Here is a 24015-nt window from a genome sequence, read left to right as displayed (position 1 = left end):
CCGCTAGCTTCCTGGGAACTCGATCGCCCTTCCCCTAAGGGAGACCCTCAGTGGCCGATACGCCGCCGCTCCGCCCCCGACGCAGACCCGGCCGCACGGCCGTCCTGCTGGCCGCCGCCCTGACCGCCGCCACCCTCGGCAGCGCCCCCGCGGCCCTCGCCGCCGCCGCGCCGGCCCCGCCCTCGGACGCCGCCCTGGCGGCCACCGCCGGGCGGCACGACCTCACCCGCGAGCAGTTCTACTTCGTCCTGCCCGACCGCTTCGCCAACGGCGACCCCGCCAACGACACCGGCGGCATCACGGGCGGGCGGCTGGACCACGGCTTCGACCCCGCCGACAAGGGCTTCTACCACGGCGGCGACCTGGCCGGCCTGACCCAGAAGCTCGACTACATCCAGGGCCTCGGCACCACCGCGATCTGGATGGCCCCGATCTTCAAGAACAAGCCGGTGCAGGGCAGCGGCGCGCAGGCGTCGGCCGGCTACCACGGCTACTGGATCACCGACTTCACCCAGGTCGACCCGCACTTCGGCACCAACGAGCAGCTCAAGGACCTGATAGCCAAGGCGCACGCCCGCGGCATCAAGGTCTTCTTCGACGTCATCACCAACCACACCGCCGACGTGATCGACGACGCCGAGCAGCAGCACGCCTACCGCTCCGTCGGCGCCTACCCGACGCTCGACGCGGACGGCAAGCCGGTCGACGAGACCGCGATCGCCGACGCCGGGGCGCCCTGGCCGCGGCTGACCAAGGACTCCTTCCCCTACACCCCGGTCTTCCGCACCCCCGCCGACGCCGGCGCCAAGACCCCGTCCTGGCTCAACGACCCCGCGCTCTACCACAACCGCGGCGACTCGACCTTCATCGGCGAATCCGCCACCGAGGGCGACTTCAGCGGCCTGGACGACCTCGACACCCAGAACCCCCGGGTGGTGAAGGGCTTCGAGAAGGTCTACCAGCAGTGGGTCAAGGACGCCGGCGTGGACGGCTTCCGGATCGACACCGTCAAGCACGTCGACATGGCCTTCTGGCAGCAGTGGGCGCCCGCGCTCAAGGACTTCGCCGCCAAGCAGGGGAACAAGAAGTTCTTCATGTTCGGCGAGGTCTACTCCGGCGACCCGGCGATCACCTCGCCGTACGTCACCAAGGGCAGGCTCCAGGCCACCCTGGACTTCCCGTTCCAGGGCGCGGCCCGCTCCTACGTCTCCCAGGGCGGCTCGGCGCGGAACCTCTCCGACGTCTACGCCCAGGACTACCGCTACACCACCGCCGACACCGACGCGTACGAGCTGCCGACCTTCCTCGGCAACCACGACATGGGCCGGTTCGGCTCCTTCCTGCTCGCCGACAACCCGGGTGCCGACGAGGCCACCCTGCTGAAGAAGGACCGGCTCGGCACCGAGCTGCAGTTCCTCACCCGGGGCCAGCCCGTCCTGTACTACGGCGACGAGCAGGGCTTCACCGGCGCGGGCGGCGACCAGGACGCCCGACAGGACATGTTCGCCTCCAGGACGCCCTCGTACAACAGCGACCGGGTGCTCGGCGGCACCCCCGGCCCGGCCGACCGGTACGGACAGGACGGCGGGCTCTACCAGGACGTCGCCGCGCTGGCCGAACTGCGCCGGGAGAACCCGGCGCTCGCCGACGGCGCCCAGATCGAGCGCTACGCCGCCGACGGCGCGGGCGTGTACGCCTTCTCCCGGATCGACGCCGGGCAGCAGATCGAGTACCTGGTGGCGGTCAACAACGCCGCCGAGGCGAAGACCGTCACCCTGGACACCTTCTCGGCCGGGGCGGCCTTCGACCGGATCTACCCGGCGGCGGGGGAGCGGGCGACCAGCGGGGCCGACCGCAAGGTCACCGTCACCGTGCCGGCGCTCTCCTCGGTGGTGTTCAAGGCCGGTGCCAAGCCGGCGCCCACCACGGCGGCGCCGCAGCTCGCGGTGCGGCCGCCGGCGGACGGTGCGAGCGGCACCGTCACCGTCGGCGCCGCGGCGGACGGCGGCGGCTTCGACCGGGTCAGCTTCGCCGCCCAGATCGGCAACGGGCCCTGGCAGACCCTGGGCACCGCCGACACCGGCACCTCCGGCCCCGACGGCCGACGACTCTTCGCCGTGACCCAGGACCTGAGCGCCGCCGCCCCCGGCACGGTCGTCCGCTACAAGGCCGTCGTCCAGGACTCCAGCGGCCGGCTGCGCTCCGCCACCGCGAGCTTCACCACCGGCGCCCCCGCGCCCAAGCCGGTGCCCACGGCCGGCGCCCGCCCGTACGCCGTCGTCCACTACAACCGGCCGGACGGCGACTACGACGGCTGGAACCTCTACGCCTGGGGCGACCTCGCCGACGGCGAGGCCACCCAGTGGCCGGCCGGGCACGCCTTCACCGGGCGGGACGCGTACGGCGCCTTCGCGTACGTGAAGCTCAAGCCCGGCGCCTCGGACGTCGGGTTCATCGTCGAGAAGAACGGCGTCAAGGACGTGGACGCCGACCGCCACCTCGACGTCGGCGCCGCCGGGGAGGTCTGGCTGAAGCAGGGCGACCCGACCGTGCGCACCGCCGACCCGGGCCCGGCCGGCACACCGCCCGCCGGCACCGCCGTCATCCACTACAACCGGGCCGACGGCGACTACGACGGCTGGGGCCTGCACGACTGGACCGGCGCCGCCACCCCCACCGACTGGGGCAAGCCGCTGACGCCGGTGCGCCGCGACGCCTTCGGCGCCGTCTTCGAGGTGCCGCTGGCCCCCGGCGCGACCAGCCTCAGCTACATCCTGCACAAGGGCAACGACAAGGACCTGCCCGCCGACCAGTCGCTGGACTTCGCGGTCAACGGCCGCGAGGTGTGGATCCTCGGCGGCCGCGAGGGCTACCTGCTGCCGCAGAACCCCGCCGCCTCCGCGCAGGTGGACCTCGGCAGCGCCAAGGCCCAGTGGATCGACGCGAGGACCGTCGTCGTCCCGGCCGGCTACGGCGCGAACGACGCGGCCCTGGCCGGCGGCACCAGCGCCCAGCTGGTGTACGACCCCGAGGGCGGCATCCGCGCCGACAAGGGCGCGCTGACCGGGCCGGGCCGGTGGATCCGGCTCACCCCCGTCCAGGGCGGCCTGACCGACGCCCAGAAGGCCGAGTACCCGCACCTGGCGGGCTACCGGGCCTTCACCGTGGACGCCCGCGACACCGCCCGCGTCCCGGCGGCGCTGCGCGGCCAGCTGCTGTTCACCGAACACCTGCCCAGCGGTGCCGTCCTGGCCGCCACCGGGGTGCAGATCCCGGGCGTGCTGGACGACCTGTACGCGCGCCGCACCGGCCGGGTGGACTTCGGCCCGGCCTACTACAACGGCAAGGTGGCGCTCTCGGTGTGGGCGCCGACCGCGCAGGAGGTGTCCGTCCAGGTCTTCGACAGCGCGACCGGGGGCACCCCGAAGACGCTGCCGCTGAAGCTGGACGACGAGACCGGCGTGTGGGAAGTCGTCCGCGACAAGGCCGAGTTGGACGGCAAGTACTACCTGTACCAGGTGAAGGTCTGGGCGCCCTCGGTGCAGCAGGTGGTGGTCAACACCGTCACCGACCCGTACTCGGTGGCGCTGTCCACCGACTCCCGGCGCAGCCTGGTCGCCGACCTCGCCGCCAAGGAGCTCAAGCCGAAGGGCTGGGAGGAGCAGGCCGTCCCGAAGGCCGTCCCGCCGGCGCAGCAGCAGATCCAGGAACTGCACGTCCGGGACTTCTCGGTGGAGGACACCACCGTCCCGGCCGCCGAGCGCGGCACCTACCTGGCGTTCACCGAGTCGCAGTCGGCCGGCATGCAGCACCTGCGGGAGCTCGCCAAGGCCGGGGTGACCACCGTCCACCTGCTGCCGACCTTCGACATCGCCACCATCCGGGAGAACCGGGCCGACCAGAAGCTGCCGGCCTGCGACCTCAAGTCCCTTCCCCCGGACGGCCCGAAGCAGCAGGAGTGCGTGGCGGCCGTGGCCGCCGACGACGCGTACAACTGGGGCTACGACCCGTTGCACTACACCGTGCCGGAGGGGTCGTACGCCACCGAGCCGAACGGCGTTGCCCGCACGGTGCAATTCCGGCAGATGGTGCAGGCGATGCACGAGGCCGGACTGCGGGTGGTGCTGGACGTCGTCTACAACCACACCGCCGCCAGCGGCCAGGCCGAGCACTCGGTGCTGGACCGGGTCGTCCCCGGCTACTACCAGCGGCTGGACGCCAACGGCAAGGTCACCACGGACAGTTGCTGCGCCGACACCGCGCCCGAACACGCCATGATGAACCGGCTCGTGGTCGACTCGGTCACCACCTGGGCCCGCGAGTACAAGGTCGACGGCTTCCGCTTCGACCTGATGGGCCTGGACCCGAAATCCACCATGCTGGACGTGCAGGCCGCGCTGCGGAAGATGACGCCCGACTCCGACGGCGTCGACGGCCGGAACGTCCTCCTCTACGGCGAGGGCTGGAACTTCGGCGTCGTCGCGAACAACGCCCGGTTCGAGCAGGCCACCCAGCTCAACCTGGCCGGCACCGGCATCGCCACCTTCGACGACCGGATCCGCGACGCCGCCCGCGGCGGCAACTTCATGCTGAGCTCCGCCCCGCAGCAGGGCTTCGCCTCGGGCCTGTACACCGACCCCAACGGCTCGCCCGCCAACGGCAGCCCGCAGGAGCAGAAGGCCCGGCTGCTGCACCAGATGGACCAGCTGAAGGTAGGACTGACCGGCAACCTGGCCGGCTACTCCTTCACCGACAGCTCGGGCAAGGCCGTCACCGGCGCGCAGGTCGACTACAACGGCGCCCCGACCGGGTACGCGGCCAAGCCGGGCGAGGCGGTGGAGTACGTGGACGCCCACGACAACACCGACCTGTTCGACGCGCTCGCCTACAAGCTGCCGACCGGCACCGCGCCCGCCGACCGGGCCCGGATGCAGGCCCTCGGGCTATCGCTCACCGCGCTCACCCAGGGCGCGGGCTTCGCCCAGGCCGGCAGCGACCTGCTGCGCTCCAAGTCGCTGGACGCCAACTCCTACGACTCGGGTGACTGGTTCAACGCGATCCACTGGGACGCCGGACAGGGCAACGGCTGGGGCCGTGGCCTGCCGCCGGCGGCGGACAACAAGGAGATGTGGTCGACCGCGCAGTCCCTGCTGGCCAACCCGAAGTTGACCATGGGGGCGGCCGAGATCCGCGCGACCACCGCGCAGTACCAGCAGTTCCTTCGGATCAAGCAGTCCTCCCCGCTGTTCTCCCTGCCGACCCTGGCCGCCGTCCAGCAGCGGCTGTCCTACCCGCTCTCCGGCACGCCCGGCGAGACGCCCGGGGTGATCACCCTGCACCTGGACGGCACCGGGCTGAAGGGGGCCGAGAAGGGCGTCACCGTGGTGTTCAACGCCACGCCGACCGCGCAGGCGCAGACCGTGGCGGCCCTGAGGGGGACGGGCCAGGCCCTGCACCCGGTCCAGGCGGGCGGCGCGGACGAGGTGGTGAAGCAGTCCGGCTTCGACGCCGCGACCGGCACCTTCACCGTGCCGGGCCGCACCGTGGCGGTGTTCGTCCAGGGCTGATCGGACCGTAACCGGAACTCCCGGGTCCCGCACCACCGTTGGGGTGGTGCGGGACCCGCTTCGTTTTGGCCGCCCGGTGGCCGGAAACCACCGATGGCACGGCCGGAAGTGTGATGTGCCGCGCCCGCTCGGCGCCGCGGGACACCGGGTGGTGCGGGCGGGGGCCCTGAGCGCTGGTCAGTGACATCCGGAAGTGATCGAACTTTACCCGGATCATGAAAACCGTGTTCACGAGTTCGCAATGGGGTAACACAACTGACGAACAGTCGCGCATACGGTTTCGGTAATGAATCGGCCATTCCGTGGCATGCATCTGTCATTAACGGCTCGTTTGCTGCCACGATTCCTGCGGCTGCAGACGAGGGGGCCCCACCCCCCGGTGCAGCTGACCGGTTCAGGTGCAGCGCCTCCCAACCCTGCAACGACTTGTGAGCACCGCTACCGCACCCCCGTCGCACACCGCGGGCGGGGGCCCCCACTGCGCCGCAACCCTGCGGCCCAGGTTCTCTCCACCGCGTGCGAACCCGCACCGGTCGGAAAAGGAGTCCGCATGTCCCGTTACGCTCACGCCCGGAAGGCAGCGGTTGTCATGGCCGCCACCACCGCGCTGCTGGTGACCGGCATACCGGTCATCGCCCAGGCGGCCACGCCCGACGCCCCGACCGCCGTCGCCACCCAGCAGTCGGCCCGGGCCGCGCTGATCGCCTCCGCGAACCAGCAGTCCGCGTCCGTCGCCCAGGCCCTGGGCCTGAGCAGCCAGGAGAAGCTGGTCACCAAGGACGTCGTCCAGGACGCCAACGGCGGCCGCCACCTGCGCTACGAGCGCACCTACGCCGGACTCCCGGTGCTCGGCGGCGACCTGATCGTCCACCAGGACGCCGCGGGCGCCACCAAGAGCGTGACCAAGGCCAGCGAGGCCAACCTCACCGGCGTCGACACCACGCCGGCCCAGGCCGCGCCGAAGGCCCAGGCCGCCGCGCTCGCCGCCGAGCAGGGCGCCGCCGTCGACACCGCGCCGCGCCTGGTCGTCTGGGCCGCCGACGGCACTCCGAAGCTCGCCTGGGAGACCGTCGTCGCCGGCCGCGAGTCCGACGGCACCCCGAGCAAGCTGCACGTCGTCACCGACGCCAAGACGGGCGACGTGCTCAGCAAGGCCGACGGCATCAAGCGCGGCTCCGGCACCGGCGTGTTCGTCGGCCAGGTGCCGCTGACCACCACCCAGAGCGGCTCGACGTACTCGCTGAAGGACGCCACCCGCGGCGGCCAGTACACCACCGACATGAAGAACGGCACGTCCGGCAACGGCACGCTGTTCAGCAAGTCCAGCGACACCTGGGGCAACGGCCAGGCCAGCAACCGCGAGTCGGCCGCCGTGGACGCCCAGTTCGGCGCCGCCGTCACCTGGGACTTCTACAAGAACACCTTCGGCCGCAACGGCATCAAGAACGACGGCGTCGGCGCCATGAGCCGGGTCCACTACGACACCGGCTACGTCAACGCGTTCTGGGACGACAGCTGCTTCTGCATGACCTACGGCGACGGCTCGGGCGACACCCACCCGCTGACCGAACTCGACGTCTCCGGCCACGAGATGAGCCACGGCGTCACCTCGGCCACCGCCAACCTGAACTACTCGGGCGAGTCCGGCGGCCTCAACGAGGCCACCTCGGACATCTTCGGCTCGATGGTCGAGTTCTACGCCAACCTGTCCGCCGACGTGCCGGACTACCTGATCGGCGAGCTGATCGACATCAACGGCAACGGCACGCCGCTGCGCTACATGGACAAGCCCTCCAAGGACGGCCAGTCGGCCGACTCCTGGTACTCGGGCGTCGGCAACCTGGACGTGCACTACTCGTCCGGTGTCGCCAACCACTTCTTCTACCTGCTGGCCGAGGGCAGCGGCGCCAAGGTGATCAACGGCGTCAGCTACAACAGCCCGACGGTCAACAACATCGCCGTCACCGGCATCGGCCGGGACAAGGCCCAGCAGGTCTGGTACAAGGCGCTGACCGCGTACATGACCTCCACCACCGACTACGCCGCCGCCCGCACCGCGACCCTGAACGCGGCCACCGACCTGTACGGCGCGAACAGCGCCGAGTACAACGCGGTCGCCACCGCCTGGGCCGCCGTCAACGTCGGCTCGCTGCCCAACCCGGGCGGCGTCACCGTCACCAACCCGGGCAACCAGTCCACCGCGCTCGGCAGCGCGGTGAACCTGCAGATCAAGGCCTCCGGTGGCACCGCGCCGCTGTCCTACGCGGCCACCGGCCTGCCCACCGGCCTGGTCATCAACGCCTCCACCGGCGCGATCACCGGCACCGCCAACACCGCGGGCACCTACAACACGACCGTCACGGTGAAGGACGCGGCCGGCAAGTCCGGGACCACCAGCTTCACCTGGACCGTGGCCGGCGGTGGCGGCTCCTGCACGCCGACCCAGTTGCTGGGCAACGCGGGCTTCGAGACCGGCACCGCGGCGCCGTGGACGGCCAGCTCCGGCGTGGTGGACAACAGCTCCTCGCAGGCGGCCCACGGCGGATCGTGGAAGGCGTGGCTGGACGGCTACGGCTCCTCGCACACCGACTCGGTCTCGCAGACGGTGACCATCCCGGCCGGCTGCAAGGCGACGCTGAGCTTCTGGCTGCACATCGACACCGCCGAGACCGGCACCACCGCGTACGACAAGCTGGCCGTGTCGGTGAACGGCACCACGCTGAAGACCTACTCCAACGTGGACGCCGCGGCCGGCTACCAGCAGCGCACCTTCGACCTCTCGTCCTACGCGGGCCAGACGGTCACCGTGAAGTTCACCGGCACCGAGGACACCTCGCTGCAGACGAGCTTCGTGATCGACGACACCTCCGTCCAGACCGGCTGAGGCCGGACCGGGCCCCCGCGGGCCCGGTGAACCAGGACAGGTGAGGGGCCCGGCGGCTACGGTCGCCGGGCCCTTGTCGTGGGCGCGGGCGCGGTTGTGAAGAAACGTTCCTCCAAGGACCTTGACGCTGTCTCCCGGCGGCCCTAGGTTCAGCGCTGCAAGTTTCCGGCAAGTTACAGAAACTTCCTGCAGGCTCCACCTCCGGCTGCCCCACCCCAGCCGCGGGCTTCACTTCCGGCTGCCCCACCCCAGCCACCCCCAGGAGACGACGTGGTCACCACCGCCCCCACCCGCCGACCCGCCCGCGCGGCCGGTGCGCTCGCCGCCTCGGCGGCGCTCGCGCTCTCGCTCGGCACCTCCCTCGGCGCCCCCGCCGCCCAGGCCTCCCCGCCCGCCAACGGCGGCAAGGACGTCACCGCCACCCTCTTCGAGTGGCGCTTCGACTCGGTCGCCCAGGCCTGCACCTCGACGCTCGGCCCGAAGGGCTACGGCTTCGTCGAGGTCTCGCCGCCCCAGGAGCACATCCAGGGCCCGCAGTGGTGGACCTCCTACCAGCCGGTCAGCTACAAGATCGCCGGGCGGCTCGGCGACCGGACGTCCTTCAAGAACATGGTCGACACCTGCCACGCGGCCGGGGTCAAGGTCATCGCCGACGCGGTCGTCAACCACATGACGGCCGGCTCCGGCACCGGCACCGGCGGCACCGCCTACACCAAGTACACCTACCCGGGCACCTACCAGGACCAGGACTTCCACTCCTGCCGCCAGCCGATCACCAACTACCAGGACCGCTCCAACGTGCAGAACTGCGAGTTGGTCGGCCTCGCGGACCTGGACACCGGCAGCGCGTACGTCCAGACCACCATCGCGCACTACCTGGACGACCTCGGCTCGCTCGGCGTCGACGGCTACCGGATCGACGCCGCCAAGCACATCGCCGCCGGCGACCTCGCCGCGATCAAGGCGAAGATGGCCAACCCCAAGGCCTACTGGGTGCAGGAGGTCATCTACGGCGCCGGCGAGCCGGTCCAGCCCACCGAGTACACCGGCACCGGCGACGTCGACGAGTTTCGCGTCGGCACCGACCTCAAGCGCATGTTCACCAGCGACAAGCTCGCCAACCTGGCCTCCTGGGGAGCCTCCTGGGGCTACCTGCCGAGCGCGCAGGCGCGCTCCTTCGTCGACAACTGGGACACCGAGCGCAACGGCTCCACCCTCACCTACGCCGACGGCAGCACCTACACGCTGGCCAACGTCTTCCTGCTCGCCTCGCCGTACGGCGCGCCCAACGTCTACTCCGGCTACGCCTTCACCAACAAGGACGACGGACCGCCCAACGGCGGAACCGTCAACGCCTGCTACCAGGACGGCTGGAACTGCACCCACGCCTGGCGGCAGATCGCCAACATGGTCGGCTTCCGCAACGCCGTCGCGGGCACCGGTGTGACCAACTGGTGGTCCAACGGCAGCAACGCGATCGCCTTCGGCCGCGGGAACAAGGGCTACGTGGCGATCAACCACGAGAGCGGCGCGATCACCCAGACCTTCCAGACCGGGCTCGCGGCCGGCACCTACTGCGACGTCCAGCACGGCGACCCGCAGCCGGGCGGCGGCTGCACCGGCCCGACCTACCAGGTGGGTGCGAACGGGCAGTTCACCGCGACGATCGGCGCGGGCGACGCGGTCGCCCTGTACCTCCAGGGCGGGGCGACGAGCGCCTCCGGAGCCTCGTTCAACGTCAACGCGACCACCGCGTACGGCCAGAACGTCTCCGTGGTCGGCGACGTCCCCGCGCTCGGCGGCTGGGACCCGGCCAAGGCACTGCCGCTCTCCTCGGCCGGCTACCCGGTCTGGTCGCTGTCGCTCACGCTGCCGGCCGGCACCGCCTTCCAGTACAAGTACGTCCGCACGGACGCGAGCGGCGCGGTGACCTGGGAGTCCGGGGCCAACCGGACGGCGACCGTGCCAGCCTCGGGCCTGGTCACCCTGAACGACACCTGGCGGCCGTAGGGCTGACGGACCCCTCCGACCCCGGGACCCCCGTCAGCCCGGCCTGACGGGGGTCCCCCCGGGGGGGCGCCGCTTTCCCCGTCCGGTCCGGGTCCTGCCCGGCGGACCCTGGGGCTGGACGCCCTAGCCCCGTCCGATGTACGGCATGGCGGTCGCCATCACGGTGGCGAACTGCACGTTCGCCTCCAGTGGCAGCTCGGCCATGTGCCGGACGGTACGCGCCACGTCGGCCACGTCCATGGTGGGCTCGACCGCGATCCGCCCGTCCGCCTGCCGCACCCCGGCGCTCATCGCGGCGGTCATGTCGGTGGCCGCGTTGCCGATGTCGAGCTGCCCGCAGGCGATCCGGTACGGGCGGCCGTCCAGCGACAGCGACTTGGTCAGCCCGGTGATCGCGTGCTTGGTCGCGGTGTACGCGATCGAGTGCGGGCGCGGGACGTGCGCCGAGATCGAGCCGTTGTTGATGATCCGGCCGCCCTGCGGGTCCTGAGCCTTCATCCGGCGGAACGCGGCCCGGGCGCAGAGGAAGGCCCCGGTCAGGTTGAGGTCGACCACGGCCCGCCAGGCCTCGACCTCCAGGTCCTCCACCGGCACGGCCGCGCCGAAGGTGCCGGCGTTGTTGAACAGCAGGTCCACCCGGCCGAAGCGCTCGGCGGCCTCGGCGAACAGCGCGTCCACCGCGGCCGGGTCGGTGACGTCGGTCGGCACCACCGCGGCCGGGGCGCCGCCCAGCCGGGCGGTCTCCCGCAGCGGCTCGGCCCGTCGGCCGGCCAGCACCAGCTGCCAGCCGGCCGCGGCCAGTTCGACCGCCACGGCCCGGCCGACCCCGCTCCCGGCTCCGGTGACGACGGCGATCTGCTGGGGCATGGCGCTCTCCTCGGTCTGCTCGGGTCGACGGTCCGCCCGGTAGTGGTTCGCCCGCTGGTGGTTCGTCCGGTAGTGGTTCGCCCGGCTCGCTGGTCCGCGCGGGCCCTGGCGTGAGCCGATCGTTGCGGATGCGCGGGCCGCCGTCACTGGTCGAAGGCCCCAAAATCCACGCGGTCGGGCCGGCCGGAGACTGTGCCCCCGCCGTTCGGCCCCCGTCGACCGGGGGGAGAGGTGAAGGTCTTTACCTGATCGCGAACAAACATTGGATTTCCGGTGGCCACCACGCAACCGGGCCACCCCGGCCCACGTCATAAGATCGCAGGAAGGCGCGCCACCGCGAGGGAGGGCGCGCCACCACCCCGGGGACCGCACCAGCGCCGCGCCCCCGGGCCTGTCCGGCCCCACCGGGGGGCCACAGCCCGGCCAGACGGACCGGGCGTGACATCGGTCGGAGAGTCCTCACCGTGCTTAGGCAGTCGTCCCGTTCCCGCGCCGTTCTGACCGGCGCCGCCGTGCTCGCCCTGGCCGCCTCGCTGGCAGCCTGCGGGAGTTCCGGCGGCGGGAAGGAGGACGGCGCCAAGGCGGCCGGCACCCCGGGTGCGAGCGGCACCGCCGCGGGCGGACCGACCGCCGCCGGCGCCGCCACGGCCGCGCCCGCCAACGCGGAGCCTGCGGTCGCCAGCGGGAAGGTGCTGATGCCCACCGGCCCGAACGCCGCCCTGACCAAGGCCCGGGACACCGCCGCGGGCCCGATCATGGTGACCACGGTGACCGGTGCGAAGTCCGGCGTCTCCGGCAAGGTCTGGGTCTGGCTGCCGCCCGAGTACAACGACCCCAAGTACGCCAAGACCGGCTTCCCGGTGCTCACCCTCTTCGCGGGCGGCCAGAGCAACGGCTACAACACCTGGACCGACAACCAGCTGCCGATCCAGGAGGACAACGAGGCACTGGTCAAGGCCGGCAAGGCCCACCCGTTCATCATGATCATGCCGGTGCAGAACTTCAACAGCGACGAGCACAACGCGCTGGACTGCTCCGACATCCCGGGCCAGCCCAAGATGGGCACCTGGATGGCCCAGGACATCCCGGACTTCGTCCGTGCCAACTTCCGTACCGTGAAGGGCCGCGACGGCTGGGGCGTGATGGGCGCCTCCACCGGTGGCTTCTGCAGCGCCAAGCTCGCCCTGCAGCACCCGGACGTCTACAAGGCCGCCGTCCCGATCGACGGCTACTACGTCCCCGACTCGGGGCTGTGGAAGGGCCACGAGGCCGAGCGGCAGGCCAACAACCCCGACGTGCTGGTCGCCCAGGGCAAGGCCGACGTGAAGATGCTGGTCACCGCGGGTGGGGCCAACCCGTACGAGACCAAGCTGGTCAAGGCCTGGGTCGCCAAGGCCGCCCCGCCGGCGTCCCTGGAGTACTACGAGCAGCCCGGCGGCAAGCATCTGACCTCGGACTTCAAGAAGATGATCCCGGACACGCTGCAGTGGCTCACCAAGAACCTGGCCGGCCCGGCGGCCGACTGATCCGGTACCGCCACCCGCGCGGGCGCTCGCGCGGGCACTCGTCCGCCGACCGGCACGGCCATCCGTACGCCGCGGGCCCGGAGCACCACCAGGTGCTCCGGGCCCGCGGCGTTCCGGCTTCGTCCGCGGGTCGTCCGCAGACCCGGTGCGCGCTTCGCGAGGAGCCGCCGCCGTCCGCGAAAACGCCTGTGACCTGCGCGTCAATCGGACATTGATTCACTTCTGATCGACTGTGAGCACTTTGGATGGGGCCGCATTCCACCGGCCGGCCCCGCCCGCCCCACGACGTTGTGAAGAGAGTGCCATGCCGATCCATCTGCTGCCCCAGCCGTCCCCCTCCGTGCCCCCGCAGACGGAGCCCGGGGCCGACACCCGGGGCGCGGCCGCGCCCGTGCGGGCCGCCGACGAGGTGCCGGGGACGGACCGCTTCGCCGGGCTGCGGCTGGTGCACGCCGCGCTGCGCCGGGACCTCGCCCGGCTGCCCAACGCGCTGCGGCTGCTCCAGCCCGGCGAGGACGACGCGGGCGAGGCGCTGCTGCGGCACTGGAGCTTCGTGACCGCGATGCTGACCTGCCACCACGAGCAGCAGGACACCCGGATCTGGCCGATCGTGCGCCGCTTCGCGCCCGAGCTGCGGCTGCTGCTCAACTGGCTGGAGGCGGACCACCACAACCTCGACCACTCGTTCACCCGGGTCACCACGCTGGTCCGGATCGCCAGCCGGGACACCGGCAGCGCCTGGCCGGTCGCCTACGCGATGGAGGACCTGGCGGCCCGGCTGGAGACGCACCTGCGGATCGAGGAGCGCCAACTGCTGCCCCGGATGGAGCGGGTGATCCCGGAGGGCTCCCGGCTCGGCGGTCTGGGCGAGCTGCTGGACCTGCTGCGGTCGGCGGACGGTCCGGGCGCGCCGGACGCGCTGGCGTGGCTGCTGGAGGGGGTGGAGCCGGCGCTGGTCGAGCGGCTGCTGGCCGAGTGCGACGACGACGTGGCCCGCAACTGGCCGCACTGGCAGGCCACCTACCAGCGCTGCATGGCGCCGCTGTGGGGCCCGTCCGCCGGACTGGGCGGCCTCGGCGACTGACCGCCGGTCCTTTTCGCGGCCCGTCGATCTACGCGCGTGGCATACGCCTGAGGCATATGCGGTCATCGCCTTGGCATCTGCCCCTGTAGGCCCAACTCCCTTTTCCCCCTAGGGGATTCACCTCACCGTCCTCGGGGTCGCGGTGGCCCGGGCGCTCCGGGCCCGGCCAGGGGACGGGTGCCGCCGACGGGCGATGGCGGGGTGTGCCCGGCCGCCTACCGTCGACACCATGACCACAGGACGCACACCGAACTCCCACCGAACCCGTGACCGCCACGGCCTCGTGCCCGCCCGCCGCCGCCCGGCGCTCCTCGCCGCCGGCGCCGTCCTGGCGCTCGGCGCCGGACTGACCGCCTGTGGGGGCAGCGGCTCGCTGTGCCTCGACGACGACAGCTGCGACGTCGTCGTCCGCACCGACGATGCCGACACCTCCAAGACCGTCCAGGTCTTCGGCGGCAGCCACACCGTGAAGATGGCGGTCGGCCACATCACCGACAGCACGGTCGAGGTGGCCGTCGGCGACGACCGGAAGACCGTCGGCAAGGACGCCGAGACCACCATCGGCCAGGCGAAGGTCACCCTGCACAAGGCGAACAAGGGCGACCGCTCCGCAGAACTGCACGTCACCCGCGGCTGACACCGCCCGCACGCTGCCCAGACGTTCACCCGGGACTCCCCGGCGCCTACTCCGGCAGGCGGTTGAGCCACTCCAGCGGAGTGACCCGGATCGCCGTATGCGGCGAACCGTCCCACTCCACCGGGAGCCCGGCCGCCTCCAGCGCGGCCACCACCGCCCGCCCGACCTCGGCCGTCCGCCGCTCCGACACCTCGGCGGCCTCCTCCCCGGTGTGGAAACCGCCGTAACGCAGCATCAGGCCCCGCCCGTCGGCCGCCGCCTCGGTGTCCTGCTGGTGGAAGAAGACGAAGCCGTGCGAGCCCTCGTCGGCCTCGCCGCCGATCTCCGCATAGCCGCAGCCCGCGCAGCAGGTGAAGTCCATCGCCGCGACGACGCCCTCCTCCTCCAGCGCGTCGAAGGCCGCCGCCAGCCGGTCCACGTCCGTGGTCGCGGGCCAGGAAGCCTGCTCGGCCAGCCGCTCGGCCCACAGCGGAGCGACGATCCGCTCCGCCTCCTCCTGCGTCAGCCCCTGGTCGTCGAGGACCTCGACCAGGGACTCGGCTATCTCGTCCGGGTCCTGGAAGCCGCACCGGATCAACTCGCGGGCCCGTTCGCGGGCTTCGCGCAGCACGTCGGGGGTGGGAGCCGTCTCCTGGGTCATGCCCGCATCCTTGCACCCACCACTGACAACGCCACCGCCCCGGCCGACCGTGAGTGCCACCGTCCGCCGGTGACCTCCCTCCGGCAACCCCCGCTGATCACCCGACTGCCGGCCGCCGAGCGCATCCTGGCCGCCGGCGCCGGTGGCGGCGCCAGCGCCAGCGCCGGTGGCGGCACGCCGTGCTGACCCGCCAGATCCGCACCGCCATCGAGGAGTTCCGGGACGGGCCGTCGTGACAGCGGGCACCGCGACAGCTCCCGCACCGACCGGCCGCCCGGGGGAGCGACGGACCCTAGGCGAGCCGGAACTCCAGGTTCCCGAACCGGACCTGGTCGCCCGGCCGGACCCGGACCCCGCCCGCGATCCGGCGCCCGTTCACGTGCGTGCCGTTGGTCGAGCCGAGGTCGTACAGCACCCAGCCGCCGCCCTCGTGCCGCAGCTCGGCGTGCTTCCGGGACACCGAGGCGTCGTGCAGCCGCAACCCCGAGCCGATGATCCGACCGATCGTCAACTGCCCGGCCCCGGTCTCCGGCAGGCTCAGCCCGGGCAGCCGCTCGGCGCGCCAGGCCCGGCTCAGCCGGTCCCCGAACGAGGAGATCCGGCCGACCGTCCGCAGCAGGAGGCGCTCGACCGGGTTCCCGGTCGGCAGCCCGCTCATCGCCTCGTCCAACTCGCCCCGGCTGGTGGCGTGCAGGACGATCTCCATCCGGCCGAGGAAGGTGTCGTGCGACAGCCGCCCGCTGCCCGCGCCGTCCTTGAGCACCCCGAGCACCTGGTCCCGTTCGGCGTCGGAGGGGCGGACCGCGCCGGAGGGCGAGACCGCGCCGGTGCGGAACTCAGGAGACGTCATGGCCCGATTCTCGGCTCGGCCGGCTCCGACTGTCCAGATCACGCCGTGCGCCGACGCGGAGTGAGTACGTCACTGCACTTCAGACGCCTGGTGCGCGACCGCGGTTCCGGTCGCGGTGGCGGCCGGCCGGAGGTGGTCAGCCCTTCCGGGCGGCCGCCAGGATCTTCTCGGTGGTGTGCAGGAACCGGGCGGTGACCGACCCCCGGTAGGCCTTGCCGAACAGGTCCCCGGTGACCCACCGGCCGTCCCGCAGACGGACCACCACGTACGCGGCGCCCGGGTCGGCACCGATCACCTCGTGGTCGCCCTTCGGCGAGGTGCGGGGGAGGGCGAGGGCGGCGGGCAGCGGTTCGGAGAGGAAGGCGACGACCAGCCGGATGTCGGGCGTCACCTCGATGCCCCGGAACGGCTCGGCGGCGAGCAGCGCGGCCACCTCGTCGACCGTCCGCAGCATCACCGGCACCGGGTAGCCGAGCGACCGCTCCAGGTGTTCCTCGATGCGCCGGGTGAGGGCGGCGCGGTCCGGCTCGTCGGTGCTGAAGAAGACGTTGCCGCTCTGGATGTAGGAGCGCACGCCCGCCAGCCCCAGCTCGGCGAAGAGCGCCCGCAGCCGCTCCATCTTCACGGTCCGGCCGCCGACGTTGATGGCCCGCAGGAACGCGATGTACGTGGTCGTGGTGGTCACCCCGCCAGTCTGGCACCGGCCACCGACAATGCCCGGGCGGCGGTGGGGGGCGACGGTGGGCACCCGGCCGGCGGAGATGCCCGGCGGCTGTCAGTGCCCGGTGCCAGACTGGCGCCATGGCTACCTGGCAGGATTTCGAGCAGCAGGCACCCGATCTGGCGCCCCTCGTACGGGCCCGGTTCGAGGCCGACAAGCACCACGTCCTGGCGACGCTGCGCAAGGACGGTTCGCCCCGGGTGAGCGGGACGGAGGTCGGCTTCATCGGAGCCGACCTGATGATCGGGTCGATGTACGGCTCGGTCAAGGCACGCGACCTCCAGCGGGACGGCCGCTTCGCGCTGCACGCCCACCCGGGGGACGAGACCATGGCCGGTGGGGACTCCAAGGTCTCCGGCCGTGCGGTCGAGATCACCGACGAGGCCGAACTGACCGCCTACGTGGCCGATCTTCCCGAGCCGCCGCCCACCCCCTTCCACGCCTTCCGGCTGGACCTGGAGCAGGTGGTGCACACCACCGTGGAGGACGGCCGGCTGTGGATCTCCAACTGGCACCCGGGTCGGCCGGTGCAGCGGATCGAGCTGCACTGACCGCCCCCGGCGGCGTCCCTACGGCAGTACGGACTTGACGGCCTCGGGGGTCCGGGCCACGACGGCGTGGCCGTCGTCCGCGGTGATGATCGGCCGCTGGATCAGGATCGGGTGCTCCGCCATGGCCGCGATCCAGCGCGCCCGGTCCGCCGACTCCCGGGACCACCGCTTCATCCCGAGGTCCTTGGCGACCGGCTCCTCGATGCGGGTGATGTCCCACGGCTCCAGGCCCAGTCGCTCCAGCACCTGTTCCAGCTCGGCGGCGGTCGGCGGATCCTCCAGGTAGCGCCGCACGGTGTACTTGGCCCCGACGGCCTCCAGCTCGCCGAGTGCCGACCGGCACTTGCCGCAGCGCGGGTTGATCCAGATTTCCATACGGCCACCCTACCGAGCCGCCTCGACGCCCGCGTGCGAACCCGGGTCGCACGGGAGCCGCGGCCGGATGCGCACCCGAGCCGGACGGGAACCCCGCCGGAACCCGGCCGGAACCCGCCGGAACCCCGCCGGACGGGAACTCCATTGCCCCCGTCGGTGGTTCACGCATCAGGAACGTGGGCTTCGGGAGGGGTGCACCGGATGGACGGCACGTCGATCATCGAGGAACTGCTGACCAGCGAGGGCAGGGCCGACCCGTACCCGCTGTACGCGAGGGCGCACGAGCTGGGCGCGGCGATGCCCGCCGGCCCGGACACCTTCCTGGTGGCCGGCCACGCCGCGGCCGACAAGGTGCTGCGCACCCCCGCCTTCGCCGTCGCGACCGCCGAGATGATGGCGGGCCTGGCCCCGGAGTTCGCCGAGCACCCGTCGATGGCGCTGTTCGGCCGCTCGATCCTGCAGCGCAACGCACCCGACCACCCCCGGGTCCGCTCGCTGATCGCCTCGGTGTTCACCGCCCGCCGGGTCGCCGCGCTGCGCCCGGCCGTGGAGGCGGCGGTCGCCCGGCTCCTGGACGGGATGGCCGAGCAGGGCGCCGACGGCTCGCCGGTGGACTTCATGGACGCCTTCGCCTTCCGGCTGCCGGTCGGGGTGATCTGCGAACTTCTCGGTGTCCCCGAACCGGACCGCTACCGCTTCCGCGACCTCGCCTCCGACCTCACCGTCGCCCTGGAGTTCATCGACGACCGCTCCGATCTCACCGCGGCCGACGCGGCCGCCGACGAGCTCGCCGGCTACTTCACCGAACTGGCCGCCGAGCGCCTCGCCCGCCCCCAGGACGACCTGGTCACCGACCTGGCCCGGATCGCCGTCGACGATCCGGAGCGGCTCCCCGCCCGGGAGCTGCTGGCCAACCTGGTGCTGTTGTTGGTGGCCGGTTTCGAGACCACCACCAACCTGCTCGGCAACGGCCTGGCCCTGCTCTTCCGCCATCCGGAGGCGGCCGCGGGCCTGCGCAGCGGTGCGATCACCCCGGCCGCGTTCACCGACGAGGTGCTGCGCTTCGACTCCCCGGTCCAGCTCACCTCGCGGGTCGCACTGACCGAGGGGCTCGCCGTCGAGGACCTGCCCGTTCCGGTCGGCACCGTGGTGCTCCTGCTGCTCGGCGCGGCCAACCACGACCCGGCCCGGTACGACCGCCCGCAGGTGTTCGACCCGACCCGCGGCGACAGCCAGCCGCTCAGCTTCGGCGGCGGCCCGCACTACTGCCTCGGCGCCCAGCTGGCCCGGCTGGAGGCCGAGGTCGCGATGCCCGCCCTGCTGGACCGCTTTCCCCGACTCGCCCCCGGCGGCGTGCCCAGTCGGCGGGATCGCCTGGTCCTGCGCGGCTTCGACACCCTGCCGGTGACCGTGCGCTGACCGCCCCCGCCCCCGTCCCGCCCCCGCCCCCGCCCCGCCCCCGTCCCGCCGGCCAGGGCGTTCGTCACCCTCGGTCGGCCAGGCCTGACGCCGCGCGTCCAGGCCCGGCCGGCCGGGAAAACCGGGACATTCGGCCGTTCGTGACCGGACCGTTCATAGGAGAACATGGAGGGATGAACCGGTCATTCCGGACCGGTCGGCCAGGAGGTCCCCGCCGTGCCCGTAGCACCCCGCCCGCCGCACCGGGCGGCCGTGGAACCCAGGGTGCCGCGTTGGGTGCCCTGGCTGCCGGTGCTCCTGCTGCTGCTCGACCTGGTCGCCGAGGCGGTCGTCCCGGACGCGGTCGCGGCCGGCTTCCTGCTGACCGCACTGCCCGTGGTGGCGGCGTTCAGCTACGGCCCGGTGCTGACCGCCACCGCCTCGGCCGGCTCCCTGGCGCTGCAACTCGTGCTGGCCCTGCGGGCGGGCCACATCAACGAGCAGCACCACGTCTGGGTCTACATCGCCACGCTGTTGTCCGGGGTGATGGGCACCGCCCTGTCCTGGCAGCGGACCCGGCAGAACCGCAACCTGCTGCACGCCCGTACGGTCGCCGAGACCCTGCAGCGCACGGTGCTGCGCCCGGTGCCCGAACGGGCGGGCGGCCTGCGGGTGGCCGGCCTCTACCGCCCCGCCCAGGCCGAGGTGCTGGTCGGCGGGGACCTGTACGAGGTGTGCGACACCCGCTTCGGCGTCCGGGTGCTGCTGGGCGACGTCCGCGGAAAGGGCCTCGGCGCGGTCCGGACGGTGGCCGACGTGCTCGGCGCCTTCCGGGCGACCGCGCACGACACCCCCGACCTGGTCGACCTCGCCGACCAGCTGGACCGCTCCGTGCTGCGCGACGCCGCCGACCGGGGCGACGACGAGCTGTTCGTCACCGCCGTCCTGCTGCAGTACCGGCCGGGCTCCGACTGCGTGGAGATCGTCAACCGGGGCCACACCACCCCGCTCCTGCTCACCGGCCACACCATCACCCCGGTGTCCTGCGCGGACGAACTCCCCCTCGGCCTCGGCCACCTCGGGCCCGCCGAGGAACGCGGCAAGCCGACCGCGGTCGCCCTGCCCCCGGGCCACACCGTCCTGCTCTACACCGACGGCGTGAGCGAGGCCCGCGACGCCACCGGAGCCTTCTACCCGCTCGACCGCCGCCTCGCGGCCCTCGGCACCACCTCGCCCGACCGGCTGGTCTCCTTCCTGGCCCAGGACGTCCACGAGTACGCCGGCCTGCTCGCCGACGACCTCGCCGTCCTGGCCCTCACCCCGGAGCGCCCGTAGGCCGTCCCGGGCTCGCCTTGCCCGCGCTCCACTTCACCACCTGACCCACCCCGACAGGCGAGGCACCCCGGGCCGGGGGCCGCTCGCCCGGGCGGAACGCGCCGGTGGCGCCGCTGGGGGCGGCGCCACCGGGGATGGTCAGGTGTTCAGTTGTTCACCGTTGCGTCAGCTGTGCCGTCCGGGCCGGCGGTAGGCCACTGCGCACAGCGCCACGCCGCCCAGGACGGCGATCAGCGAGTCGGACGACGAGCCGCCGGTGTTGGGCAGTGTTCCACCGCTCGCCGACGAGCTCGCGCTGTGGGTCGGGCTGACGGGCGGGGTCGTACCGCCGGTCCGCGTCGCGGTCGGCGACGGAGAGGACGTCGGGGACGGGGACGAGGTCGGCGACGGAGAGGCCGTGGGCGAGGCCGTCCAACCGGACTTCCCTCGGCACAGCACTCGATGACACTGATTCACCCGATCGGCCGCCCCCACCCGCACCGGCCACCCCAAGCCCCGCCGCCAGCCACCACCACCAACCAAAGACCCCGCCGTCCCCACAAGGAGCACGACGGGGCCCGATCAAGGCCGACGACCGCGATTTAGAGGTCGTAGTACAGCTCGAACTCGTGCGGGTGGGGGCGGAGGGCGATCGGGGCGATCTCGTTGGTGCGCTTGAAGTCGATCCAGGTCTCGATCAGGTCCGGGGTGAAGACGTTGCCGGCGAGCAGGTACTCGTGGTCGGCCTCCAGGGCGTCGAGCACGGCCGGGAGGGAGGAGGGCACCTGCGGGACGTTGGCGTGCTCCTCGGGGGCCAGCTCGTAGAGGTCCTTGTCGACCGGCTCCAGCGGCTCGATCTTGTTGCGGATGCCGTCGAGGCCGGCCATCAGCATCGCCGAGAAGGCCAGGTACGGGTTGGAGGACGGGTCGGGCGCGCGGAACTCGATGCGCTTGGCCTTGGCGTTGGAGCCGGTGATCGGGATGCGGATCGCGGCCGAGCGGTTGCGCTGCGAGTACACCAGGTTGACCGGCGCCTCGAAGCCCGGCACCAGACGGTGGTAGGAGTTCACCGACGGGTTGGTGAAGGCCAGCAGCGAGGGGGCGTGCCGGAGCAGGCCGCCGATGTAGTAGCGGGCGGTGTCGGAGAGGCCGGCGTAGCCCTGCTCGTCGTAGAAGAGCGGGGAGCCCTCGGTCCACAGCGACTGGTGGACGTGCATGCCCGAGCCGTTGTCGCCGAAGATCGGCTTCGGCATGAAGGTGGCCGTCTTGCCGTTGCGCCAGGCGACGTTCTTGATGATGTACTTGAACAGCATCAGGTCGTCGGCGGCGTGCAGCAGCGTGTTGAACTTGTAGTTGATCTCGGCCTGGCCGGCCGTGCCGACCTCGTGGTGCTGGCGCTCGACCTCCAGGCCGGACTTGGCCAGCTCCAGCGACATCTCGGCGCGCAGGTCGGCGAAGTGGTCCACCGGCGGGGTGGGGAAGTAGCCGCCCTTGTACTTGACCTTGTAGCCGCGTACGTCGCCCTCGGCGGCGCCGGTGTTCCAGGCGCCGGCCTCCGAGTCGATGTGGTAGAAGGACGCGTTGGCGCTGGTCTCGAAGCGGACCGAGTCGAAGACGTAGAACTCGGCCTCGGGCCCGAAGAACGCGGTGTCGGCGATGCCGGAGGAGGCGAGGTAGGCCTCAGCCTTCTTGGCGACGTTGCGCGGGTCGCGGCTGTAGGCCTCGCCCGTGACCGGGTCCTGGATGAAGAAGTTGATGTTGAGGTGCTTCTCGGTCCGGAACGGGTCGAGCCGGGCCGTGGCGAGGTCCGGGACCAGGGCCATGTCGGACTCGTGGATGGCCTGGAAGCCGCGGATCGACGAGCCGTCGAACATCAGGATCTCGGACGGGTCGAAGGTCGCCGCAGGTACGGAGAAGTGCTGCATGACGCCCGGCAGATCGCAGAAGCGGACATCGACGAACTTCACGTCGTTGTCCTGAATGTACTGCTTCACTTCGGCGGCGTTGTTGAACATACATCCTCCTCGGCGTGCGAATGGGGCTCACCCTAGGAACGGGCCGTTTCCGGTCGGTGACCCGGTCGTTTCGTAAATGTTAACCACGGCCGCCGATCGGGTGGCAAAGTCGTACCGTACGGGGGCAAAACGCACCGCCGACCGGGTCGGGTGTGTACAAGTGGTCTGGACCACTTGGAAAGCTCCGGCAGCGCGATTCACTCGCCCGTGGCGTTCGGGGGAGCCGGTGGCGGTGTGGACGGGCCGCCCGGTTAGTGTGGATTCGTGGACACCAGAGAAGCGTTGGGATCGTGGATCGACGGCCCGAAGGCGGCCGCCGAGAAGATGGGAGCCGACTTCGGCTACCGCGGCGAGCGCCTCGGCCTGCCCAAGGAGGGCCCCGGTTCGATCGCGGGCCCCGGCCGTCGCATCGGCGCCCTGTTCGTGGACGGCTGGCTGGTCGCCCTGATCGCCTACGGGCTGATCGGCAAGGGCAGCCCGGCCGAGGCGAACCTGTGGACCAGCCCGCTCTACTTCGTGGTCGCGGCAGTGCTGCTCGCCACCACCGGCACGACCGTCGGCAAGCGGCTGTTCGGCCTGCGGGTGATCCGTCTGGACGGCGGCCGCGCGACCATCCCGCAGGTCCTGCTGCGCACCCTGCTGCTCTGCCTGGTGGTGCCGCCGCTGGTCTGGGACCGTGACGCCCGCGGCCTGCACGACAAGGCGGTCGGCACCGTCGAGGTCCGGATCTAGGCCCCGGCCTCCAACGGCCCCGCCGCACAACGATGAACGGCCCCGCCGCGGGATCTCCGCGGCGGGGCCGTTCACGTGTCGTCAGGGACGGGGGAGGGTCAGCGGACCTGGCCGCCCTTGGGCATCCGGGCACCCTTGGGCATCGGGCCCTTGGGGATCGGCGCCTTGGAGAGCAGGTCGCCCAGCGCGCGCAGACGGTCGTTGGTCTCGGTGACCTGGGCGGCGGTGATGGCGCGGGGCAGTCGCATCAGGTGGATCTGCAACTTCTTGAGCGGGATCTCGCCCTCGCCGTTGCCCACCACGATGTCGTGCACCGGCACGTCGCCGACCACCCGGGCCATCTTCTTCTTCTCGGAGGCCAGCAGCTGGCGCACCCGGTTCGGGTTGCCCTCACCGATCAGCGCGATGCCGGCCCGGCCCACCGCGCGGTAGACCGCGTCCTGGTTACGGGTGACCGCGACCGGGGTGGAGTTGGAGCTCCAGCCACGTCGGATGTTGTTCAGCACCGCCGCAACGGCGCCCGGCTGCCCCTCCATCTGTCCGAACGCCGCGCGCTCGGCCCGGCGCCCGAAGACGATCGCCATGGCCAGGAAGGCCACGATGAAGCCCAGGATGCCCAGGTAGATGGGGTGGTCGATTGCGAAGCCGATGGCGAGGAACACGCCGAAGGTCAGCAGGCCGACGCCGGCGATGATCAGGCCGATCTTGGTGTCGACCTTCTTGGTCATGGTGTACGCCAGGCGGATCTGCTTCAGTCGCCCGGGGTTCTCGGATGTTTCCCTCGCCATAACGCTCATGGTACGTGGCACGGGTACGGGATATCCAAGCCCGGGTACCCGTTCGC

At 72.0% G+C, this 24015-nt stretch carries 18 protein-coding genes; 11 read left to right on the top strand and 7 right to left on the bottom strand.

Going from position 1 to position 24015, the window contains the following annotated elements; translation table 11 throughout:
* Window positions 1-50 precede the first annotated feature (50 nt).
* From pulA to P3T27_RS05290, 3 genes are all read left to right on the top strand, one after another.
* Window positions 51-5567, top strand: coding sequence for a pullulanase-type alpha-1,6-glucosidase (pulA, locus tag P3T27_RS05300; protein ID WP_280674681.1), 5517 nt, complete (start codon window positions 51-53; stop codon window positions 5565-5567).
* 550 nt (window positions 5568-6117) lie between these two features.
* Window positions 6118-8451, top strand: coding sequence for a M4 family metallopeptidase (locus tag P3T27_RS05295; RefSeq protein ID WP_280674679.1), 2334 nt, complete (start codon window positions 6118-6120; stop codon window positions 8449-8451).
* Between the two features lie 270 nt (window positions 8452-8721).
* On the top strand, window positions 8722-10461 hold the full coding sequence (locus P3T27_RS05290; protein ID WP_280674677.1) for a carbohydrate-binding module family 20 domain-containing protein: 1740 nt from the start codon (window positions 8722-8724) through the stop codon (window positions 10459-10461).
* A gap of 123 nt (window positions 10462-10584) precedes the next feature.
* On the opposite strand, the gene P3T27_RS05285 is transcribed toward P3T27_RS05290, so the two are convergent.
* The gene (locus tag P3T27_RS05285; RefSeq protein ID WP_280674675.1) at window positions 10585-11328 is read right to left on the bottom strand and encodes an SDR family oxidoreductase; all 744 of its coding nucleotides are present in this window, start codon (window positions 11326-11328) and stop codon (window positions 10585-10587) included.
* A gap of 464 nt (window positions 11329-11792) precedes the next feature.
* Here P3T27_RS05285 and P3T27_RS05280 point away from each other — a divergent pair, with 464 nt between their 5' ends.
* The 3 genes from P3T27_RS05280 (at window position 11793) to P3T27_RS05270 (ending at window position 14575) form a co-directional block, all read left to right on the top strand.
* Window positions 11793-12854 carry an alpha/beta hydrolase-fold protein gene (locus tag P3T27_RS05280; protein ID WP_280674672.1) on the top strand — a complete coding sequence of 354 codons (1062 nt, stop codon included), beginning with the start codon at window positions 11793-11795 and terminating at the stop codon, window positions 12852-12854.
* A gap of 304 nt (window positions 12855-13158) precedes the next feature.
* On the top strand, window positions 13159-13938 hold the full coding sequence (locus tag P3T27_RS05275; RefSeq protein ID WP_280674670.1) for a hemerythrin domain-containing protein: 780 nt from the start codon (window positions 13159-13161) through the stop codon (window positions 13936-13938).
* A 229-nt stretch (window positions 13939-14167) separates the two neighbouring features.
* Complete coding sequence (locus P3T27_RS05270) at window positions 14168-14575, top strand: hypothetical protein (protein ID WP_280674668.1); 408 nt, start codon at window positions 14168-14170, stop codon at window positions 14573-14575.
* A gap of 46 nt (window positions 14576-14621) precedes the next feature.
* On the opposite strand, the gene P3T27_RS05265 is transcribed toward P3T27_RS05270, so the two are convergent.
* The 3 genes from P3T27_RS05265 to P3T27_RS05255 all read right to left on the bottom strand — a co-directional run bounded on the left by P3T27_RS05265 (window position 14622) and on the right by P3T27_RS05255 (window position 16750).
* Window positions 14622-15215, bottom strand: a complete 594-nt coding sequence (locus P3T27_RS05265) for a hypothetical protein (RefSeq protein ID WP_280674666.1) — start codon at window positions 15213-15215, stop codon at window positions 14622-14624.
* Window positions 15216-15507: 292 nt separating this feature from the next.
* Complete coding sequence (locus tag P3T27_RS05260; RefSeq protein ID WP_280674664.1) at window positions 15508-16065, bottom strand: DUF1707 and FHA domain-containing protein; 558 nt, start codon at window positions 16063-16065, stop codon at window positions 15508-15510.
* 136 nt (window positions 16066-16201) lie between these two features.
* On the bottom strand, window positions 16202-16750 hold the full coding sequence (locus P3T27_RS05255) for a DUF1697 domain-containing protein (protein ID WP_280674663.1): 549 nt from the start codon (window positions 16748-16750) through the stop codon (window positions 16202-16204).
* A gap of 116 nt (window positions 16751-16866) precedes the next feature.
* Here P3T27_RS05255 and P3T27_RS05250 point away from each other — a divergent pair, with 116 nt between their 5' ends.
* Window positions 16867-17337: a pyridoxamine 5'-phosphate oxidase family protein gene (locus P3T27_RS05250; RefSeq protein ID WP_280674662.1), complete on the top strand. Its 471-nt coding sequence runs from the start codon at window positions 16867-16869 to the stop codon at window positions 17335-17337.
* Window positions 17338-17355: 18 nt separating this feature from the next.
* Here P3T27_RS05250 and P3T27_RS05245 read toward each other — a convergent pair whose 3' ends face one another.
* A complete protein-coding gene (locus P3T27_RS05245) occupies window positions 17356-17712 on the bottom strand; it encodes an arsenate reductase family protein (protein ID WP_280674661.1) in 357 nt (118 codons plus the stop codon).
* Window positions 17713-17913: 201 nt separating this feature from the next.
* Here P3T27_RS05245 and P3T27_RS05240 point away from each other — a divergent pair, with 201 nt between their 5' ends.
* The 3 genes from P3T27_RS05240 to P3T27_RS05230 all read left to right on the top strand — a co-directional run bounded on the left by P3T27_RS05240 (window position 17914) and on the right by P3T27_RS05230 (window position 20890).
* The gene (locus P3T27_RS05240; RefSeq protein WP_280674660.1) at window positions 17914-19131 is read left to right on the top strand and encodes a cytochrome P450; all 1218 of its coding nucleotides are present in this window, start codon (window positions 17914-17916) and stop codon (window positions 19129-19131) included.
* A gap of 216 nt (window positions 19132-19347) precedes the next feature.
* Window positions 19348-20445, top strand: a complete 1098-nt coding sequence (locus P3T27_RS05235) for a PP2C family protein-serine/threonine phosphatase (protein ID WP_280674658.1) — start codon at window positions 19348-19350, stop codon at window positions 20443-20445.
* Between the two features lie 256 nt (window positions 20446-20701).
* The gene (locus tag P3T27_RS05230) at window positions 20702-20890 is read left to right on the top strand and encodes a hypothetical protein (RefSeq protein ID WP_280674657.1); all 189 of its coding nucleotides are present in this window, start codon (window positions 20702-20704) and stop codon (window positions 20888-20890) included.
* A 136-nt stretch (window positions 20891-21026) separates the two neighbouring features.
* Here the strand turns inward: P3T27_RS05230 and glnA are convergent, their stop codons facing one another.
* A complete protein-coding gene (glnA, locus tag P3T27_RS05225) occupies window positions 21027-22439 on the bottom strand; it encodes a type I glutamate--ammonia ligase (RefSeq protein WP_280674655.1) in 1413 nt (470 codons plus the stop codon).
* A gap of 264 nt (window positions 22440-22703) precedes the next feature.
* Here glnA and P3T27_RS05220 point away from each other — a divergent pair, with 264 nt between their 5' ends.
* Window positions 22704-23171, top strand: a complete 468-nt coding sequence (locus P3T27_RS05220; RefSeq protein ID WP_280674653.1) for an RDD family protein — start codon at window positions 22704-22706, stop codon at window positions 23169-23171.
* A gap of 98 nt (window positions 23172-23269) precedes the next feature.
* Here P3T27_RS05220 and P3T27_RS05215 read toward each other — a convergent pair whose 3' ends face one another.
* On the bottom strand, window positions 23270-23959 hold the full coding sequence (locus P3T27_RS05215) for a DUF4191 domain-containing protein (protein WP_280674651.1): 690 nt from the start codon (window positions 23957-23959) through the stop codon (window positions 23270-23272).
* Window positions 23960-24015: the final 56 nt, after the last annotated feature.

It is taken from the genome of Kitasatospora sp. MAA19, from assembly GCF_029894125.1.
Classification (GTDB): domain Bacteria; phylum Actinomycetota; class Actinomycetes; order Streptomycetales; family Streptomycetaceae; genus Kitasatospora.
The sequence above is the reverse complement of the archived record's forward strand: the minus strand, read 5'-3'. Positions and strand labels throughout refer to the sequence as shown.

Bases quoted from the DNA above. Each gene is read 5' to 3' on its own strand.
- P3T27_RS05295 (WP_280674679.1), top strand. From the start codon at position 6,118: ATGTCCCGTTACGCTCACGCCCGGAAGGCAGCGGTTGTCATGGCCGCC.
- P3T27_RS05285 (WP_280674675.1), bottom strand. From the start codon at position 11,328: ATGCCCCAGCAGATCGCCGTCGTCACCGGAGCCGGGAGCGGGGTCGGC.
- P3T27_RS05275 (WP_280674670.1), top strand. From the start codon at position 13,159: ATGCCGATCCATCTGCTGCCCCAGCCGTCCCCCTCCGTGCCCCCGCAG.
- P3T27_RS05270 (WP_280674668.1), top strand. From the start codon at position 14,168: ATGACCACAGGACGCACACCGAACTCCCACCGAACCCGTGACCGCCAC.
- P3T27_RS05265 (WP_280674666.1), bottom strand. From the start codon at position 15,215: ATGACCCAGGAGACGGCTCCCACCCCCGACGTGCTGCGCGAAGCCCGC.
- P3T27_RS05260 (WP_280674664.1), bottom strand. From the start codon at position 16,065: ATGACGTCTCCTGAGTTCCGCACCGGCGCGGTCTCGCCCTCCGGCGCG.
- P3T27_RS05250 (WP_280674662.1), top strand. From the start codon at position 16,867: ATGGCTACCTGGCAGGATTTCGAGCAGCAGGCACCCGATCTGGCGCCC.
- P3T27_RS05245 (WP_280674661.1), bottom strand. From the start codon at position 17,712: ATGGAAATCTGGATCAACCCGCGCTGCGGCAAGTGCCGGTCGGCACTC.
- P3T27_RS05240 (WP_280674660.1), top strand. From the start codon at position 17,914: ATGGACGGCACGTCGATCATCGAGGAACTGCTGACCAGCGAGGGCAGG.
- glnA (WP_280674655.1), bottom strand. From the start codon at position 22,439: ATGTTCAACAACGCCGCCGAAGTGAAGCAGTACATTCAGGACAACGAC.
- P3T27_RS05215 (WP_280674651.1), bottom strand. From the start codon at position 23,959: ATGGCGAGGGAAACATCCGAGAACCCCGGGCGACTGAAGCAGATCCGC.